This window comes from Streptomyces sp. NPDC043176 (genome assembly GCF_056436715.1).
In genome coordinates this window covers 14,055-30,018 of the sequence record NZ_JBWKCA010000022.1, presented here as the reverse complement: position 1 = coordinate 30,018, position 15,964 = coordinate 14,055, and the positions used below count along the sequence as shown (strand labels likewise).

Sequence of the window (15,964 nt, the reverse complement as noted above, 5' to 3'; positions counted from 1 at the left end):
CGCGAACTCCGGCATGTTCCGGACCAAATCGGTCGAGCAGTCGATCCGCGACACCGAGGAACCGGAGCACGCCCTCAAGAAATCCCTGTCGGCCTGGGACCTGACCGTCTTCGGCGTCGGCGTCATCATCGGCACGGGCATCTTCGTGCTGACCGGCAAGGTCGCCAAGGAGAACGCGGGCCCGGCCACCGCGCTCGCCTTCGTCGCGGCCGGCATCGTCTGTGCCCTCGCCGCCCTGTGCTACGCCGAGTTCGCCTCGACGGTGCCGGTGGCCGGATCGGCGTACACCTTCGCGTACGCCTCGATCGGCGAGCTGCCGGCCTGGATCATCGGCTGGGACCTCGTCCTGGAGTTCGCCCTCGGTACGGCGGTGGTCGCCGTCGGCTGGTCCGGCTACGTCCGGTCGCTGATGGACAACATCGGCTGGCACCTACCGGCCTCGCTCGAAGGCCCGGACGTGCGGGGCGGCACCTTCGACATCCTGGCCTTCCTGCTCGTCCTGGTGCTGACCGTGGTCCTCGTCCTGGGCATGAAGCTGTCCGCCCGGATCACCGCGGTCGTCGTGGCCATCAAGGTCACCGTGGTCATGATCGTGATCGTCGCCGGACTGTTCTTCATCGTCGGCGACAACTACAAGCCGTTCATCCCGCCGGCCGTGACCCCCGAGGGCGGCGGCTCGAACTGGGACTCCCCGCTCGTCCAGCTGATCTTCGGCTACGAGCCGACGAACTTCGGCGTCATGGGCATCTTCACCGCCGCCTCGGTCGTCTTCTTCGCCTTCATCGGCTTCGACGTGGTGGCCACCGCGGCCGAGGAGACCAAGCTGCCGCAGCGCGACATGCCCCGGGGCATCCTCGGCTCGCTCCTCATCTGCACCGTGCTCTACGTCGCCGTGGCGCTGGTCGTCACCGGAATGCAGCACTACACCGAGCTCTCCGTCAGCGCCCCGCTCGCCGACGCCTTCAAGGCCGCCGGGCATCCCTTCTACGCGGGCGTGATCAGCTTCGGCGCCGCCGTCGGCCTCACGACCGTGTGTCTGATCCTGCTCCTCGGCCAGACCCGCGTCTTCTTCGCGATGAGCCGTGACGGCCTGCTGCCCCGCTTCTTCTCCGTCACGCACCCCCGCTTCAAGACGCCGTACCGGCCGACGATCCTGCTCGGCGTGATCATCGCGATCGTCGCCGGCTTCACCAGCATCAACGAGCTCGCGACCCTGGTGAACATCGGCACCCTCTTCGCCTTCGTCGTCGTCGCGATCGGCGTCATCGTGCTCCGCCGCTCCCGCCCCGACCTGCCGCGCGCCTTCCGCACCCCGTGGGTGCCGGCGCTGCCGATCCTCTCCATCGCCGCCTCGGTCTGGCTGATGCTCAACCTGCCGGGCGAGACCTGGTTCCGGTTCGCCGTGTGGATGGCGATCGGCCTCGTCGTGTACTTCCTGTACGGGCGCGGTCACAGCCGGCTCGGACGGACGGGCCCGGACGCGAAGTACTGAGCGGGAGATGCCGCAGGCGCGGAAGGGACCGTTCGGGAGGGCGACTACAGTCGGCTCGTACCCGAACTCCTTCCGACGACCGGAGTGCTGGATCCCCTCATGGCGAATCGATCCCAGGCCCCCGCTGCCCCCTCCCACGGCTCCTCCGCCGCCCCCGTTCTCCAGGGCGCCTGGCTGACCAGAGGGGGCGAGGGCCGGTTCAGCGCCTACCTGCCACGGGACGGCGAGGTGGTGCGCTGGACCGAGGAGCCCGACGGCCGCTGGAGCGGCCCCGTCTCGCTCGGCGGCGACGGACTGACGTCCTTCCTCGCCGTCGGGCAGGGAGCGGACCACTACGTCCACCTCGTCGGCCTGCGGCCCACGGCCGGGGGAGAGGGACACGTCGAGCTGGTGCACAGCGTCCAGTTCCAGACCGGCCGTCCGGCCGCGCCCTGGCGCCCGATCGGGCACTCCAACGGCAAGGGGCCGTGGACCGGCAACCCGGCCGTCGCCGTGGACGCCGAGGGTCGCGCGTACGCCTTCGTCCGCAACGGGGGCGGCGGGCTCAGCGTGCGGGCGCAGAAGGACGCCGGCGGCTGGCACCCCTGGTGGGACCTGCACGGCTGGGGCACCGACCCCTCCCCGGTCGCCGTCTGCAACGGCGAGGGGCGCGTCGAGCTCCTCACGGCCACCGACAAGGGCCTCCTGCGCTACGTCCAGGAGGAGCCGGGCGCCCGCCCGGTCCGCAAGGACGTCCTGCCCGCCGAGGTCACCTTCGGCACCCTCGCGGCCACCACGGGCCCCTCCGGGCACGCGACGCTGTTCTACGTCGACAAGGCGGACCAGGTCCGTGCCTGGTCGCCGGGCCGCGACCTGGAGCCCACCGTCCTCGGCGAGGCGGCCGGCACCGGAAGGCTCGCCGCCACCTGCTGTCTCGTCGACGGCGTCGAGTCCACCGTCCTCGCCCGCCGGTCCGAGGACGGCCGGCTCCTCCTCGCGGCCTACCCGGGCGAGCGGGAGTCCGAGGGCATCCGCTGGTCGGAGCACGGGGAGCCGAAGGAACCGCTCGACACCGTCCTCACCCGCGGGCTCGACGGACGCCTGGTCGCGATGGCCCTGTCCGGCGGCTCGCTGATCACCACCCGCCAGAGCGCGGCGGCCGGTCTGCAGCTGGAGGGTTGGCGCTCCATAGGGTGACCGCCCCCGCCGCATACGGGAACGGCCCCGGCACCTGGAGAAGGTGCCGGGGCCGTACGCGTACGCCCTGGGTGTTACGCCGGGACGCTCGCCACGCCCTGCGCGAGGAAGGGCTTGCCGTTGACGCGCTCGGAGACGCCCTCACGGTCCAGGTACGGCGTGATGCCGCCCAGGTGGAAGGGCCAGCCGGCGCCGGTGATCAGGCAGAGGTCGATGTCCTGCGCCTCGGCGACGACACCCTCCTCCAGCATCAGGCCGATCTCCTGCGCCACCGCGTCCAGGACGCGGTCGCGGACCTGCTCCTCGGTCAGGACGGAGTCGCCCTGGACGAGGAGGGCGGCGACCTCGGGGTCGAGCTCCGGCTTGAAGCCGTTCTCGGCGTTGTAGACGTAGAAGCCCCGCTTGCCGGCCTCGACGACGCGCTTGAGGTTCGGCGAGACGGTGAAGCGCTCCGGGAAGGAGCGGTTCAGGGTCTCGGAGACGTGCAGACCGATGGCCGGGCCCACGAGCTCCAGGAGCACCAGCGGCGACATCGGCAGACCGAGCGGCTCGATGGCCTTCTCGGCCGTCTCGACCGGGGTGCCCTCGTCGATGACGTTCTGGATCTCGCCCATGAAGCGGGTCAGGATGCGGTTCACGACGAACGCCGGGGCGTCCTTGGTGAGGACCGCGGTCTTCTTCAGCTTCTTGGCGACACCGAACGCGGTGGCCAGCGAGGCGTCGTCCGTCTTCTCGCCGCGGACGATCTCCAGGAGCGGGAGGATCGCGACCGGGTTGAAGAAGTGGAAGCCGACCACGCGCTCCGGGTGCCGGAGCTCGGAGGCCATCTCCGAGACGGACAGCGAGGAGGTGTTGGTGGCGAGGATCGCGTGCGCCGGGGCGACCGCCTCGACCTCCGCGAACACCTTCTGCTTGACGGACATCTCCTCGAACACGGCCTCGATGATGAAGTCCGCGTCCGCGAAGCCCGCCGCCTTGTCCAGGACACCGGAGACCAGGCCCTTGAGGCGGTTGGCCTTGTCCTGGTTGATGCGGCCCTTGCCGAGCAGCTTCTCGATCTCGGCGTGGACGTAGCCCACGCCCTTGTCGACGCGCTCCTGGTCGATGTCGGTCAGGACGACCGGCACCTCCAGGCGGCGCAGGAAGAGCAGGGCGAGCTGGGAGGCCATCAGACCGGCGCCGACGACACCGACCTTGGTGACCGGGCGGGCCAGCGACTTGTCCGGGGCGCCGGCGGGACGCTTGCCGCGCTTCTGCACCAGGTTGAAGGCGTAGATGCCGGAGCGCAGCTCGCCGCCCATGATCAGGTCCGCGAGGGCCTGGTCCTCGGCGTCGAAGCCCTTCTGCAGGTCCCCGTCCTTGGCGGCCTCGATGATCTCCAGGGCGCGGTAGGCGGCCGGGGCGGCGCCGTGCACCTTGGAGTCGGCGATGGCGCGGCCCTTGGCGACGGCCTGGTCCCAGGCCTCGCCGCGGTCGACCTCGGGGCGCTCGACGGTTACGGAGCCGTTCAGGACGGAGGCCGTCCAGATCAGCGACTGCTCCAGGAAGTCCGCGCCCTCGAAGAGGGCGTCGGCGATGCCCAGCTCGAAGACCTGCTTGCCCTTGAGCTGGCGGTTCTGGTTCAGCGAGTTCTCGATGATGACCGAGACGGCCTTCTCGGCGCCGATCAGGTTCGGCAGGATGGCGCAGCCGCCCCAGCCGGGAACCAGGCCGAGGAAGACCTCGGGCAGCGAGAACGCCGGCAGCGCCTTCGAGACGGTGCGGTAGGTGCAGTGCAGACCGACCTCGACGCCACCGCCCATGGCCGCGCCGTTGTAGTACGCGAACGTCGGGACGGCGAGCGCGGACAGACGCTTGAAGACGTCGTGGCCGCCCTTGCCGATGGCGAGCGCCTCGTCGTGCTTCTTCAGCAGCTCGACGCCCTTGAGGTCGGCGCCGACGGCGAAGATGAACGGCTTGCCGGTGAGGCCGACGCCGGTGATCTCACCGTTCGCGGCCTCGGCCTCGACCTGGTCGATCGCCGCGTTCAGGTTGGCCAGCGACTGCGGGCCGAAGGTGGTCGGCTTGGTGTGGTCGAAGCCGTTGTCCAGCGTGATGAGGGCGAACCGGCCCGCACCCGCGGGCAGCTCGAAGTGCCGTACGTGGGCGCTCGTGACGACCTCGTCGGGGAAGAGCTCCGCGGCGCCCTTCAGAAGCTCGGCGGTGGTGCTCACTTGCCCTCCCAGTGGGGGTTTTCCCAGATGACCGTGGCGCCCATGCCGAAGCCGACGCACATCGTGTTGAGGCCGTAGCGGACCTGCGGGTTCTCCTCGAACTGGCGGGCCAGCTGTGTCATCAGCCGGACGCCGGAGGAGGCCAGCGGGTGACCGTAGGCGATGGCGCCGCCGTACTGGTTCACGCGGGCGTCGTCGTCGGCGATGCCGTAGTGCTCCAGGAAGGCGAGGACCTGGACCGCGAAGGCCTCGTTGACCTCGAAGAGGCCGATGTCCTCGATGGACAGGCCGGCCTGGGCGAGGGCCTTCTCGGTCGCGGGGATCGGGCCGTAGCCCATGACCTCGGGCTCGACGCCGGCGAAGGCGTAGGAGACGAGGCGCATCTTGACCGGGAGGTCGTTCTCCCGGGCGAAGTCCTCGGAGGCGATGATCGAGGCGGTGGCGCCGTCGTTCAGGCCGGCCGCGTTGCCCGCGGTGACGTTGCCGTGGACGCGGAACGGCGTCTTCAGGTTCGCCAGCGACTCCAGGGTGGTGCCCGGGCGCATCGGCTCGTCGGCGGTGACCAGGCCCCAGCCGGTCTCACCGGTGGAGGCGTCGGTGCGGCGCACCGAGATCGGCACCAGGTCCTGCTGGATCTTGCCGTCGGCGTACGCCTTGGCGGCCTTCTCCTGCGAGCGCACGGCGTACTCGTCGGCGCGCTGCTTGGTGATGCTCGGGTAGCGGTCGTGCAGGTTCTCGGCGGTCATGCCCATGAACAGGGCGGACTCGTCGACGAGCTTCTCCGACACGAAACGCGGGTTCGGGTCGACGCCCTCGCCCATGGGGTGGCGGCCCATGTGCTCGACACCACCGGCGATGACGGCGTCGTACGCGCCGAAGGCGATCGAACCGGCGACGCTGGTGACGGCCGTGAGGGCGCCGGCGCACATGCGGTCGATGGAGTAGCCCGGCACCGACTGCGGCAGCCCGGCGAGGATGCCCGCCGTGCGGCCGAGGGTCAGGCCCTGGTCGCCGATCTGCGTGGTCGCGGCGATGGCGACCTCGTCGATCTTCGTCGGGTCGAGGCCGGGGTTGCGGCGCAGCAGCTCCCGGATGGCCTTGACGACGAGGTCGTCGGCGCGGGTCTCGTGGTAGATGCCCTTCGGGCCCGCCTTGCCGAACGGGGTGCGGACGCCGTCGACGAAGACGACGTCCCTGACGGTACGAGGCACGATGGCTCTCCTCCAGGGTGCGGGATGGCACTGCTGCGGCACACGCCTAAGCGCGCGCTTGCTCCGCCCATGCTACTTGTGGGTAACCAGGCTGCCCAGCCCCTGGGGCCCAAGCGGCGAAGGTCACATTCCGAGGATGCCACCAGGCCGGCCGCGCGCCCCCCGCGTACGCCCGTCTGTTCGGACGGTCCCGCTACCCGATGGCCCAGCGCGGCGGCCGCGTCGCGGCGTGGCCGCCCGTCGGCGGGCGGAGGCTGGCACCGGCCGCGGCACGAGGCCGCGGCCCCTGCCCACGGAAAGGACTCCTATGGCCATCGTCACCACCGACCACCAAGTCCCCCACATCTCCACCGTCCCCGCGAACGCCGGCGAGCCGGTCAAGCTCTTCGTACGGGAGCGGCGCGACACCTCCGGCAGCGGGCCGCGCACACCGGTCCTCATGCTCCACGGCCGGAGCGTGCCGGTGCTGGCCGGCTGCGACCTCCGGCACGAGTCGTACAGCTGGGCCGAGGCGCTGGCGAAAGCCGGCTACGACGTCTTCCTGATGGACCTCCAGGGCTCGGGCCGCTCCCCGCGCCCCAAGATGGACGACCCCCACAACGTCAACCCGGCCCAGCAGCCCCTGCTGACGCCGAGGCCGCCGGGGTTCGTGCCGGGCCCGCCGACCTACCCGTTCCAGCTGACCAACTCGAACAGCGACCGGGACGAACTGAACACCGTCGTGGAGTTCATCCGCGCAGAGTGCCAGGTGGACAAGGTCGCCTTCATCGGCTGGTCCGCCGCCGCGTTCACCATGGGGCCGTACGCGGTCAACAACCCGGGGAAGGTGTCGAGCCTGTTCCTGCTGGCGCCGATCTTCCCGCCCCTGGGCACGTCGAACCCGCCGGCCACGCTGCCGCTGCCCGGCTTCCCCATGTTCGTCGGCGGGAAGACGGGATTCGACGCGGGATGGGCCGCGGAGGCGCCCTGTGAGGGTCAGCGCGCACCCGGCATCGTCGACGTGGCCTGGAACGCGATCATGGAGAACGACCCGATCGGCAGCACCTGGGGACCCCCGACGGGGCTCAACCGCATCAGGAACTTCGTCCGGTGGGGATGGAACAGCACCACCGCGGCGCAGGGCGGAGTGCTCGGCGGCGACGTGCCCGTCCTGATGGTGTACGGGGAGCACGACCGCCAGGTGAACACGTCACCGCCCAACCCGAATCCGGAACTCGACTTCTCCGTCCCCGCGCTCTACGAGGCCGTCACGGGCTCCCACAAGCTGATGGTCAAGCTGGCCTGCGCGGGGCACTCGGTGGTGTGGGAGATGCAGCACAAGAACGTGCACAACCTCTCGAAGCACTGGCTCAAGCACCTCAAGGTCGACGGCAAGACCAACGGCGTCTTCGACATGGACACCGACGGCAACCTCAGCCCCGCCCCGTAGTACGGCTAAACCCCCAGCCCCGCCCCGTAGTACGGCGAAGCACTCAGCCCCGCCCCGCGGTACGCCGAAGCCCCCGGCCGCACACCGGCCGGGGACTTCACGAGCAGGGCTACGCGGTCGCCGTCAGCGCCTTCACGAGGAGCGGGGTCACCAGCTCGACCTGCCACTGCCGGGCGCCGTATCCCGCCAGAGCGGCGGCCACGCCCGAAGCGTCGGCCGGGGCCGGCGGCTCCCAGCAGACCCGCCGCACCGTGTCCGGGGTGATCAGGTTCTCCTGCGGCAGGTTCAGCTCCTCGGCGAGGGCCGAGACCGCCGTGCGGGCCGCCGAGAGGCGGGCCGCGGCGGCCGGGTCCTTGTCGGCCCAGGCGCGCGGCGGGGGCGGGCCCGCGATCTGCTGGCCGGGCTGGGGCAGCTCGCTCTCCGGCAGCGCGCGGGCGCGGTCGACGGCGGCCTGCCACTGCTCCAGCTGGCGCCGGCCCATCCGGTTGCCGAAGCCGGGCAGCGCGGTGAGCGCGGCCACGTTCACCGGCACCGAGAGCGCCGCCTCGACGATGGCCGCGTCGCTCAGGACCTTGCCGGGGGAGACGTCACGGCGCTGGGCGACCTTGTCACGGGCCGTCCACAGTTCCCGTACGACCGCCATCTGGCGGCGGCGGCGCACCTTGTGCATGCCGGAGGTCCGGCGCCACGGGTCCTTGCGCGGCGGGGCGGGCGGGGCGGAGGCGATGGCGTCGAACTCCTGGAGGGCCCACTCCAGCTTGCCCTGCCGGTCGAGCTCCTTCTCCAGCGCGTCGCGCAGGTCGACGAGGAGTTCGACGTCGAGGGCCGCGTACCGCAGCCACGGCTCGGGCAGCGGGCGGGTGGACCAGTCCACGGCGGAGTGGCCCTTCTCCAGGGCGTAGCCGAGGACGGACTCGACCATCGCGCCGAGGCCGACCCGCGGGAAGCCCGCGAGCCGTCCGGCCAGCTCGGTGTCGAAGAGGGAGGTGGGGAGCATGCCTATGTCACGCAGGCACGGGAGGTCCTGGGTGGCGGCGTGCAGGATCCACTCGGTGCCCGCCAGCGCCTCGCCGAGCCCCGACAGGTCGGGACAGCCGACGGGGTCGACGAGCGCGGTGCCCGCGCCTTCGCGGCGGAGCTGGACGAGGTAGGCGCGCTGTCCGTAGCGGTAGCCGGAGGCGCGCTCGGCGTCGACCGCCACCGGGCCGGTTCCGGCGGCGAAGGCGGCGATCACCTCGGCGAGGGCGTCCTCGGTCTCGACGACGGGCGGGATCCCCTCGCGGGGCTCCAGCAACGGGATCGGAAGCCCATTCGCAGGGACATCGTCGTCCGGGGGGCCGCCCCCGGTGGTGCGCAGTGCTGTGTCTGCTGCGGTCTCTTGGGCGTCGGTCACCTGTCAAGGGTATCGGTGAACGGCAAGCGCCTGTCGACGGAACGTTCCGTCGACAGGCGCCGGCTTCCTGTCCACCACCGTCAGTGGATGATCCCGGTCCGGAGGGCCACCGCGACCATGCCGGCGCGGTCGCCGGTGCCCAGCTTGCGGGCGATGCGGGCGAGGTGGCTCTTCACGGTGAGGGCGGAGAGGCCCATGGACACGCCGATCGCCTTGTTCGACTGGCCCTCCGCGACGAGCCGGAGCACCTCGACCTCACGGCCGGAGAGCTCGCGGTAGCCGCCCGGGTGGCTCGGGGCACCCGGGGGGCGGCGGTGGCCGAGCCGCGAGGCCGCGGCGCCGATGGGGGCGGCGCCGGGCCGGGTCGGGTGACCGATGTTGGTCCGGGTGCCGGTGACGACGTAGCCCTTCACGCCGCCCGCCAGGGCGTTGCGCACGGCGCCGATGTCGTCGGCGGCGGACAGGGCGAGGCCGTTGGGCCAGCCCGCGGCGCGGGTCTCGGACAGCAGCGTCAGGCCGCTGCCGTCGGGCAGATGGACGTCGGCAACGCAGATGTCGCGTGGGTTGCCGACGCGGGGACGCGCCTCCGCGATGGACGAAGCCTCGATCACGTCGCGTACTCCGAGGGCCCACAGGTGGCGGGTCACGGTGGAGCGGACGCGCGGGTCGGCCACGACGACCATGGCCGTCGGCTTGTTCGGGCGGTAGGCGACCAGGCTTGCGGGCTGCTCGAGGAGAACGGACACCAGGCCTCCTGGGGGGAAGGGTGCGGGACGGAGCCGGCTCGGGGAGAAGCCGGGGGTGAACCCGTGCTGTGAAGGGGTCACTGACTCCTTCGGCAGGTGGGCCGCCCGCCTTTAGGGAAAGATCACGATTTGGTGAGTAACAATTAGGGCAATTCGGACGCGTGATCGATCATCCTACGAGCGGACACCGCCCCGTCACCCCCACGGGGGAGGACCGGGGCACCCTTCCGAAGGGCCCCCGGCCCCGCGAAGCCGCCCCCTCAGACCTGCTGCGGGCCCCGCCGCTGGGGCAGCGAGACGACCCCCGCGCCCGTCACCGTCCCCGCGCCCGGATCGGCCGGCGCGGGCGGCAGTCCCGCGATCTGGCACAGCAGATCGCACCAGGCCGCCAGGTGCGCCGCCGTGTCCGGCACCCCCGCCGGACCCTCGTGCGGCGTCCAGGACGCCCTGATCTCGATCTGGGTCGCCGGCCTGCGGTCCGCGAGCCCGCCGAAGTAGTGCGAGCCCGCCATGGTCACGGTCCCGCTCGCCTCCCCGTACGCGAGCCCCCGCGCCTCCAGCGCCCCGGTCAGCCAGGACCAGCACACCTCCGGCAGCAGCGGGTCCGCCGCCATCTCCGGCTCCAGCTCCGCCCGGACCAGCGTCACCAGCCGGAACGTGCCCTTCCAGGCCTCGTGGCCGTCCGGGTCGTGCAGCAGCACGAGCCGCCCGTCCGCGAGGTCCTCCTCGCCGTCGACGACGGCGGCCTCCACCGCGTACGCGTGAGGGGCCAGGCGCTGCGGGGGCCTGGTCTGCTCGATCTCGATCTCGGACCGCAGCCGCGCCGAGCGCAACGCCTCCACCGCCCGCCGGAACGCGGGTGGCACCGGGTTCGCCTCCGTACTGTCCGCCGTTTCGTCCGTCCCTCGATCGCCGTCGGAATGATCGGAAAAATGTCCCTGAGCCGCAGCCATGCGGGGAAGAGTAGGCGGAACGGGGCCTCCGCGCAGGGAGGGACACCCGGCCCGGACGAGCGGCTTCCCGCCACATGCGAAGATTCTGGGCGTGAGTGCCATGGACAGCCCGCAGGGCCAGCAGACGAAGCACCAGTCGCGGACGCACGACTCCGCGTTCCTCAAGGCATGCCGGCGCGAGCCCGTGCCGCACACGCCCGTCTGGTTCATGCGGCAGGCCGGGCGCTCCCTCCCCGAGTACCTGAAGGTCCGCGAGGGCATCCCCATGCTCGAGTCGTGCATGCGGCCCGAACTGGTCACCGAGATCACCCTCCAGCCGGTCCGCCGCCACAAGGTCGACGCCGCGATCTACTTCAGCGACATCGTCGTCCCCCTGAAGGCCATCGGACTGGACCTCGACATCAAGCCCGGTGTCGGACCCGTCGTCGCCGACCCGATCCGCACCCGCGCCGACCTCGACCGGCTGCGCGACCTCACGCCCGAGGACGTCCACTACGTCACCGAGGCCATCGGCATGCTCACCGCCGAGCTGGGCGACACCCCGCTCATCGGCTTCGCCGGCGCGCCGTTCACCCTCGCGAGCTACCTCGTCGAGGGCGGCCCCTCGCGCAGCCACGAGCGGACCAAGGCGATGATGTACGGCGACCCGCAGCTCTGGGCCGACCTCCTCGACCGCCTCGCCGAGATCACCTCGGCCTTCCTCAAGGTCCAGATCGAGGCCGGCGCCTCCGCCGTGCAGCTCTTCGACTCCTGGGTCGGCGCCCTCGCCCCCGCCGACTACCGCCGCTCGGTGATGCCGGCCTCCGTGAAGGTCTTCGACGCGGTCGCCGGATACGGCGTGCCGCGCATCCACTTCGGCGTCGGCACGGGCGAGCTCCTCGGCCTCATGGGCGAGGCCGGCGCGGACGTCGTCGGCGTCGACTGGCGCGTCCCGCTCGACGAGGCCGCCCGCCGCGTCGGCCCCGGCAAGGCGCTCCAGGGCAACCTGGACCCCGCCGTCCTCTTCGCCTCGCGCGAGGTGGTCGAGGCCAAGACGGACGAGGTCCTCGCCGCCGCCGAGGGCCTGGAGGGCCACGTCTTCAACCTCGGCCACGGCGTCATGCCGTCGATGGACCCCGACGCCCTCACCCGCCTCGTCGAGTACGTGCACACCCGGACGGCCGTCTGACCGGTCCGGCGCACACACGACGGCGACGGCCGCCGGGGGAGGCCCCGGCGGCCGTCGCCGTTCCCGCTCAGCCCGCCGCGCGGACCGCCGCCGTCGCCTTGCGGGCCGCGACCAGGACCGGGTCCCACACGGGCGAGAACGGCGGTGCGTACCCCAGGTCCAGAGCCGTCATCGACTCCACCGTCATTCCCGCCGTCAGCGCCACCGCCGCGATGTCCACCCGCTTCGCCGCGCCCTCCCGGCCCACGATCTGCACCCCGAGCAGCCGGCCCGTGCGCCGCTCGGCCAGCATCTTCACCGTCATCGGCGCCGCCCCCGGGTAGTAGCCCGCGCGGCTGGTCGACTCGATCGTCACCGTCACGTACCGCAGCCCCACCTCCCGCGCGTCCTTCTCCCGCAGGCCCGTCCGGGCGATCTCCAGGTCGCAGACCTTCGACACCGCCGTCCCCACCACCCCGGGGAAGGTCGCGTAGTCGCCGCCCACGTTCGTCCCGATGACCTGGCCGTGCTTGTTCGCGTGGGTCCCCAGCGGCACGTACCGCTCGCGGCCCGAGACGAGGTCGAGGACCTCCACGCAGTCACCCCCCGCCCAGATGTTCCGGTGGCCGCGCACCCGCATCGCCAGATCGGTGAGGAGCCCGCCGGAGGTGCCGAGGGGCAGCCCCGCCGCCCGCGCCAGCGAGGTCTCCGGCACCACGCCCATGCCCAGGACCACCACGTCCGCCGGGTACTCGGCCGCGTCCGTGGCCACCGCCCGCACCCGGCCGTCGTCACCGGTCAGGACCTTGGTCACCTCCGCGGAGGCGACCGTCCTGATCCCGAGCCCGTCCATCGCGCGGTGCACCAGCCGGCCCATGTCGGGGTCGAGGGTGGCCATCGGCTGCTCGCCCCGGGTCAGCACCGTCACCTCGTAGCCCCGGGCGAGCAGCGCCTCGGCCATCTCCACACCGATGTAGCCGGCGCCGACCACCACCGCGCGCCGCCCCGGCGTCCGCTCCAGCGTGTCGAGCAGCGCCCGGCCGTCGTCCAGGGTCTGCACCCCGTGCACGCCGGGCGCGTCGATCCCCGGCAGCGGCGGCCGTGACGGGCGGGCCCCGGTGGCGATCACCAGCTTGTCGAAGCCCGTCCAGGACTCCGTCCCCGACTCCAGGTCGCGGTGCAGGACCCGCTGTCCCGGCACGTCGAGCGCCGTCACCTCGGTCCGCATCCGCAGGTCGATGTCCCGGGCCCGGTGCTCCTCGGGGGAGCGGGCGATCAGCTCCGCCGCCGCGCCGACGTCACCGCCGACCCAGTACGGGATCCCACAGGCCGAGTACGAGGAGAAATGACCGCGCTCGAACGCGACGATCTCCAACTCCCCGGCGGACCTGAGCCTGCGCGCCTGCGACGCGGCGGACATGCCCGCCGCGTCGCCACCGATGACCACCAGTCGTTCGCTCATGGAACAGAAGCTACTTCCCGGGGTCCTCCGCGGACCCGGCGGCCCGGGCCACCCCGGCCGCGTTCCGCTCCCCGGCGGCCGCGTCCCCCTCCACCCGCGGCACCGGAACCGGCGCGGGACGCCGGCCGGCACGGGCGGCGAGCCGGGGGCGGAGCAGCCGGCGCCAGACGACGAACACGATCAGCGCCGCCGCGAGCCAGGGCGCGAGCGCGGCCAGGACGACGCCGATCCAGGCCACCGCGCCGACCAGCGCGTTCCAGCCGCCGCTCAGGGCGTCACCGAAGCCCGGGCGGCCCTCCTCGGGCCCGGCCGACGGCTTCGCCCTCTCCATCAGTTCGAGGGTGATCGTCGCCAGCGTCGTCCGGTCCTTCAGCGAGGCCTGCTGGGCGAGGAGCGACTCCAGGTCCGCCTGGCGGCGGCTCAGCTCGCCCTCCAGGGTCACGACGTCGGTCAGCCGCTCCGCCCGCTGCATCAGCGCCCGCACCCGCGCCACGCTCGCCCGCTGGGTGGCGATGCGGCTCTCCACGTCCACCACCTGGTCGGTGACGTCCTTGGCGTCGGCCTTGCGGGCGAGGAGCCTGCCCGCGCCCGCCAGCTCGGCCAGGACGGAGTCGTACCGCTCCTGCGGCACGCGCAGCACGACCCGCGAGGTGACGTACGCGTCGTCGACCCGCTCCGTCGTCTCGTTCTCCACCCGTCCGCCCGCGCCCGCGGTCACCCGCCGGGCCGTGGCCAGCGCCTTCGTCACGTCCGCCACCTCCACGGACAGCGAGGCGGTACGGATGACGTGCTGCGGCGCGGGCGCGGGCGCCCCGGGCTTCGCGGCGCCCGAGTAACCGTCGGCACCCTCCTTGCCGGTGCCGGCCGCCGACTCGTCGGCGGCGCCCCGGCCCGCGTCCGCCGCGGCGTCGGCGCGCGCCCCCGACTTCGCGTCCCCCCGATCGGCCGAGTCCGAGCCCGCCCCGGCGCCACAGCCGGTCAGCACGAGCGAGGCCGCGAACAGTGCCGCCGCGACCGTCCTCGTCCGTCCCGCCGTCCCCGCCCGTCCCGTCGTCCGCGCTCTCGCCGTCGTCCGTACGCTCCGCATGAGTCCCCCCGAGGGTGATGGGTGAATGTCGCCGGTTGGACGTACGGACGGGCGGTACGGGTTGCCGTCCCGCGGTAGCGATGCGGTCACGGTCCGGCCTCGGAACGGGCGCGGCGGACCGCGCCCGGGCCCCCGCCGCCGCCAGACGGACGGCGGTCGGGGAGAGACGGGCGATTTGAGAGAGTGGTCCCATGAACGCGGACACCACGGGACCCCATGTCGTCGTCGCCGGAGGCGGTATCGCCGGACTCGCGGCCGCCCACCGGCTGGCCCTCGCCGGCCACCGGGTGACCCTCCTCGAAGCGGGCGCCCGGGTCGGCGGCAAGCTCCTCGCCGGAGAGATCGCGGGCGCGCCCGTGGACCTCGGCGCCGAGTCGCTGCTCGCCCGCCGCCCCGAGGCGGTCGCCCTCGCCCGCGCCGTCGGCCTCGGCGACCGGCTCCGGGCCCCCGGTACCACCACCGCGTCCGTCTGGTCCCGCGGCGAGCTGATCCCCATGCCCAAGGGCCACGTGATGGGCGTCCCCGGCGACGCCCGCGCGGTCGAGGGACTCGTCTCCCCGGCCGGCCTGGCCCGGATCGACCGCGACGCGGAACTGCCCCCGACCGAGATCGGCGAGGACATCGCCATCGGCGCGTACGTCGCCGAGCGCATGGGCCACGAGGTCGTCGACCGGCTCGTCGAGCCCCTCCTCGGCGGCGTGTACGCCGGTGACGCCCACCGCATCTCGATGAAGGCCGCCGTCCCCGCCCTCTTCGAGGCCGCGCGCGTCCACCCCACCCTCACCGCCGCCGTCCGCGCCGTCCAGCAGGCCGGCGCGGCCGTCCCCGCCGACGCGGCGGGCGCCGCCACCGGCCTCGGCGGTGCCGCCTTCGTCGGGCTCGACGGCGGCATCGGCACCCTCCCCGCCGCGGTCGCCGCCGCGATCCGCGCCGCCGGCGGCGAGATCCTCACCGGCACCCCCGTGACCGCGCTGCTCCGCTCCGGCGCCACCGGCTGGCAGGTCGTGACCCGCGACCGGACGTTCGACGCCGACGCCGTCGTCCTCGCCACCCCCGCCGGCGCCGCGGCCGGTCTCCTCGGCGGCCACGCCCCGGGCGCCGCCGCAGAGCTCGCCGGGATCGACTACGCCTCCATGGCCCTGGTCACCCTCGCCTTCCGCCGCTCCGACGTGCCCGCCCTGCCGGGCTCCGGCTTCCTCGTACCGCCCGTCGACGGCCACACCGTCAAGGCCTCCACCTTCTCCAGCCAGAAGTGGAACTGGGTCACCGACTCGGCCCCCGACCTGTTCGTGCTGCGCACCTCCGTCGGCCGCCACGGCGAGGAGGAGCAGGTCCAGCGCGAGGACACCGACCTCGTGGCCGCCTCCCTGAAGGACCTCGCCGCCGCCACCGGGCTCGCCGCCCGTCCCGTCGCCACCACCGTCACCCGGTGGACCGGCGGCCTGCCCCAGTACCCGGTCGGCCACCTGGCCCGCGTCGCCCGCGTCCGCGAGGCGCTCGCCGCCCTCCCCGGACTGCGCGTCGCGGGAGCCGCGTACGACGGCGTCGGCATCCCCGCCTGCGTCGCCTCGGCCCACCGGGCGGCGGACGAGGTCGCGGAGGAGATCATCGCCACGTCGAAAAGGACCGACCCCGGTGCGGGGCACTCCTCGTGA

General features: G+C 73.0%; 12 protein-coding genes. 5 read left to right on the top strand and 7 right to left on the bottom strand.

The annotated features are described in order from the left end of the window. Positions 1 to 13: 13 nt before the first annotated feature. Together AC067A_RS29260 and AC067A_RS29255 are read left to right on the top strand one after the other, a co-directional pair. Entirely contained in the window at positions 14 to 1,492 is a 1,479-nt protein-coding gene (locus AC067A_RS29260) for an amino acid permease (RefSeq protein WP_479245633.1), read from the top strand. A 99-nt stretch (positions 1,493 to 1,591) separates the two neighbouring features. Continuing rightward, on the top strand, positions 1,592 to 2,668 hold the full coding sequence (locus AC067A_RS29255; protein ID WP_479245487.1) for a PLL family lectin: 1,077 nt from the start codon (positions 1,592 to 1,594) through the stop codon (positions 2,666 to 2,668). Between the two features lie 74 nt (positions 2,669 to 2,742). Here the strand turns inward: AC067A_RS29255 and AC067A_RS29250 are convergent, their stop codons facing one another. After that, positions 2,743 to 4,881, bottom strand: coding sequence for a 3-hydroxyacyl-CoA dehydrogenase NAD-binding domain-containing protein (locus AC067A_RS29250; RefSeq protein ID WP_479245486.1), 2,139 nt, complete (start codon positions 4,879 to 4,881; stop codon positions 2,743 to 2,745). Beyond that, positions 4,878 to 6,092, bottom strand: coding sequence for a thiolase family protein (locus tag AC067A_RS29245; protein WP_479245485.1), 1,215 nt, complete (start codon positions 6,090 to 6,092; stop codon positions 4,878 to 4,880). Before AC067A_RS29245 ends, AC067A_RS29250 begins: the two co-directional genes overlap by 4 nt. Positions 6,093 to 6,399: 307 nt before the next feature. Here AC067A_RS29245 and AC067A_RS29240 point away from each other — a divergent pair, with 307 nt between their 5' ends. Beyond that, positions 6,400 to 7,521 carry an alpha/beta fold hydrolase gene (locus AC067A_RS29240; RefSeq protein WP_479245484.1) on the top strand — a complete coding sequence of 374 codons (1,122 nt, stop codon included), beginning with the start codon at positions 6,400 to 6,402 and terminating at the stop codon, positions 7,519 to 7,521. Positions 7,522 to 7,630: 109 nt separating this feature from the next. Here the strand turns inward: AC067A_RS29240 and AC067A_RS29235 are convergent, their stop codons facing one another. The 3 genes from AC067A_RS29235 to AC067A_RS29225 form a co-directional block, all read right to left on the bottom strand. Beyond that, positions 7,631 to 8,914 (bottom strand): ribonuclease D, encoded by a 1,284-nt coding sequence (locus AC067A_RS29235; protein WP_479245483.1) that lies wholly within the window; start codon positions 8,912 to 8,914, stop codon positions 7,631 to 7,633. An 80-nt stretch (positions 8,915 to 8,994) separates the two neighbouring features. After that, positions 8,995 to 9,660 carry a LuxR C-terminal-related transcriptional regulator gene (locus AC067A_RS29230; RefSeq protein ID WP_250917434.1) on the bottom strand — a complete coding sequence of 222 codons (666 nt, stop codon included), beginning with the start codon at positions 9,658 to 9,660 and terminating at the stop codon, positions 8,995 to 8,997. A 260-nt stretch (positions 9,661 to 9,920) separates the two neighbouring features. Continuing rightward, positions 9,921 to 10,613: a DUF3000 domain-containing protein gene (locus AC067A_RS29225; RefSeq protein WP_479245482.1), complete on the bottom strand. Its 693-nt coding sequence runs from the start codon at positions 10,611 to 10,613 to the stop codon at positions 9,921 to 9,923. Positions 10,614 to 10,704: 91 nt separating this feature from the next. On the opposite strand from AC067A_RS29225, the gene hemE reads away from it, so the two are divergent. After that, complete coding sequence (hemE, locus tag AC067A_RS29220) at positions 10,705 to 11,781, top strand: uroporphyrinogen decarboxylase (RefSeq protein ID WP_479245481.1); 1,077 nt, start codon at positions 10,705 to 10,707, stop codon at positions 11,779 to 11,781. A 67-nt stretch (positions 11,782 to 11,848) separates the two neighbouring features. On the opposite strand, the gene AC067A_RS29215 is transcribed toward hemE, so the two are convergent. Beyond that, positions 11,849 to 13,222, bottom strand: a complete 1,374-nt coding sequence (locus tag AC067A_RS29215; protein WP_479245480.1) for an FAD-dependent oxidoreductase — start codon at positions 13,220 to 13,222, stop codon at positions 11,849 to 11,851. A 10-nt stretch (positions 13,223 to 13,232) separates the two neighbouring features. Next, a complete protein-coding gene (locus AC067A_RS29210) occupies positions 13,233 to 14,309 on the bottom strand; it encodes a DUF4349 domain-containing protein (RefSeq protein WP_479245479.1) in 1,077 nt (358 codons plus the stop codon). 191 nt (positions 14,310 to 14,500) lie between these two features. Here AC067A_RS29210 and hemG point away from each other — a divergent pair, with 191 nt between their 5' ends. After that, entirely contained in the window at positions 14,501 to 15,964 is a 1,464-nt protein-coding gene (hemG, locus tag AC067A_RS29205; protein ID WP_479245478.1) for a protoporphyrinogen oxidase, read from the top strand.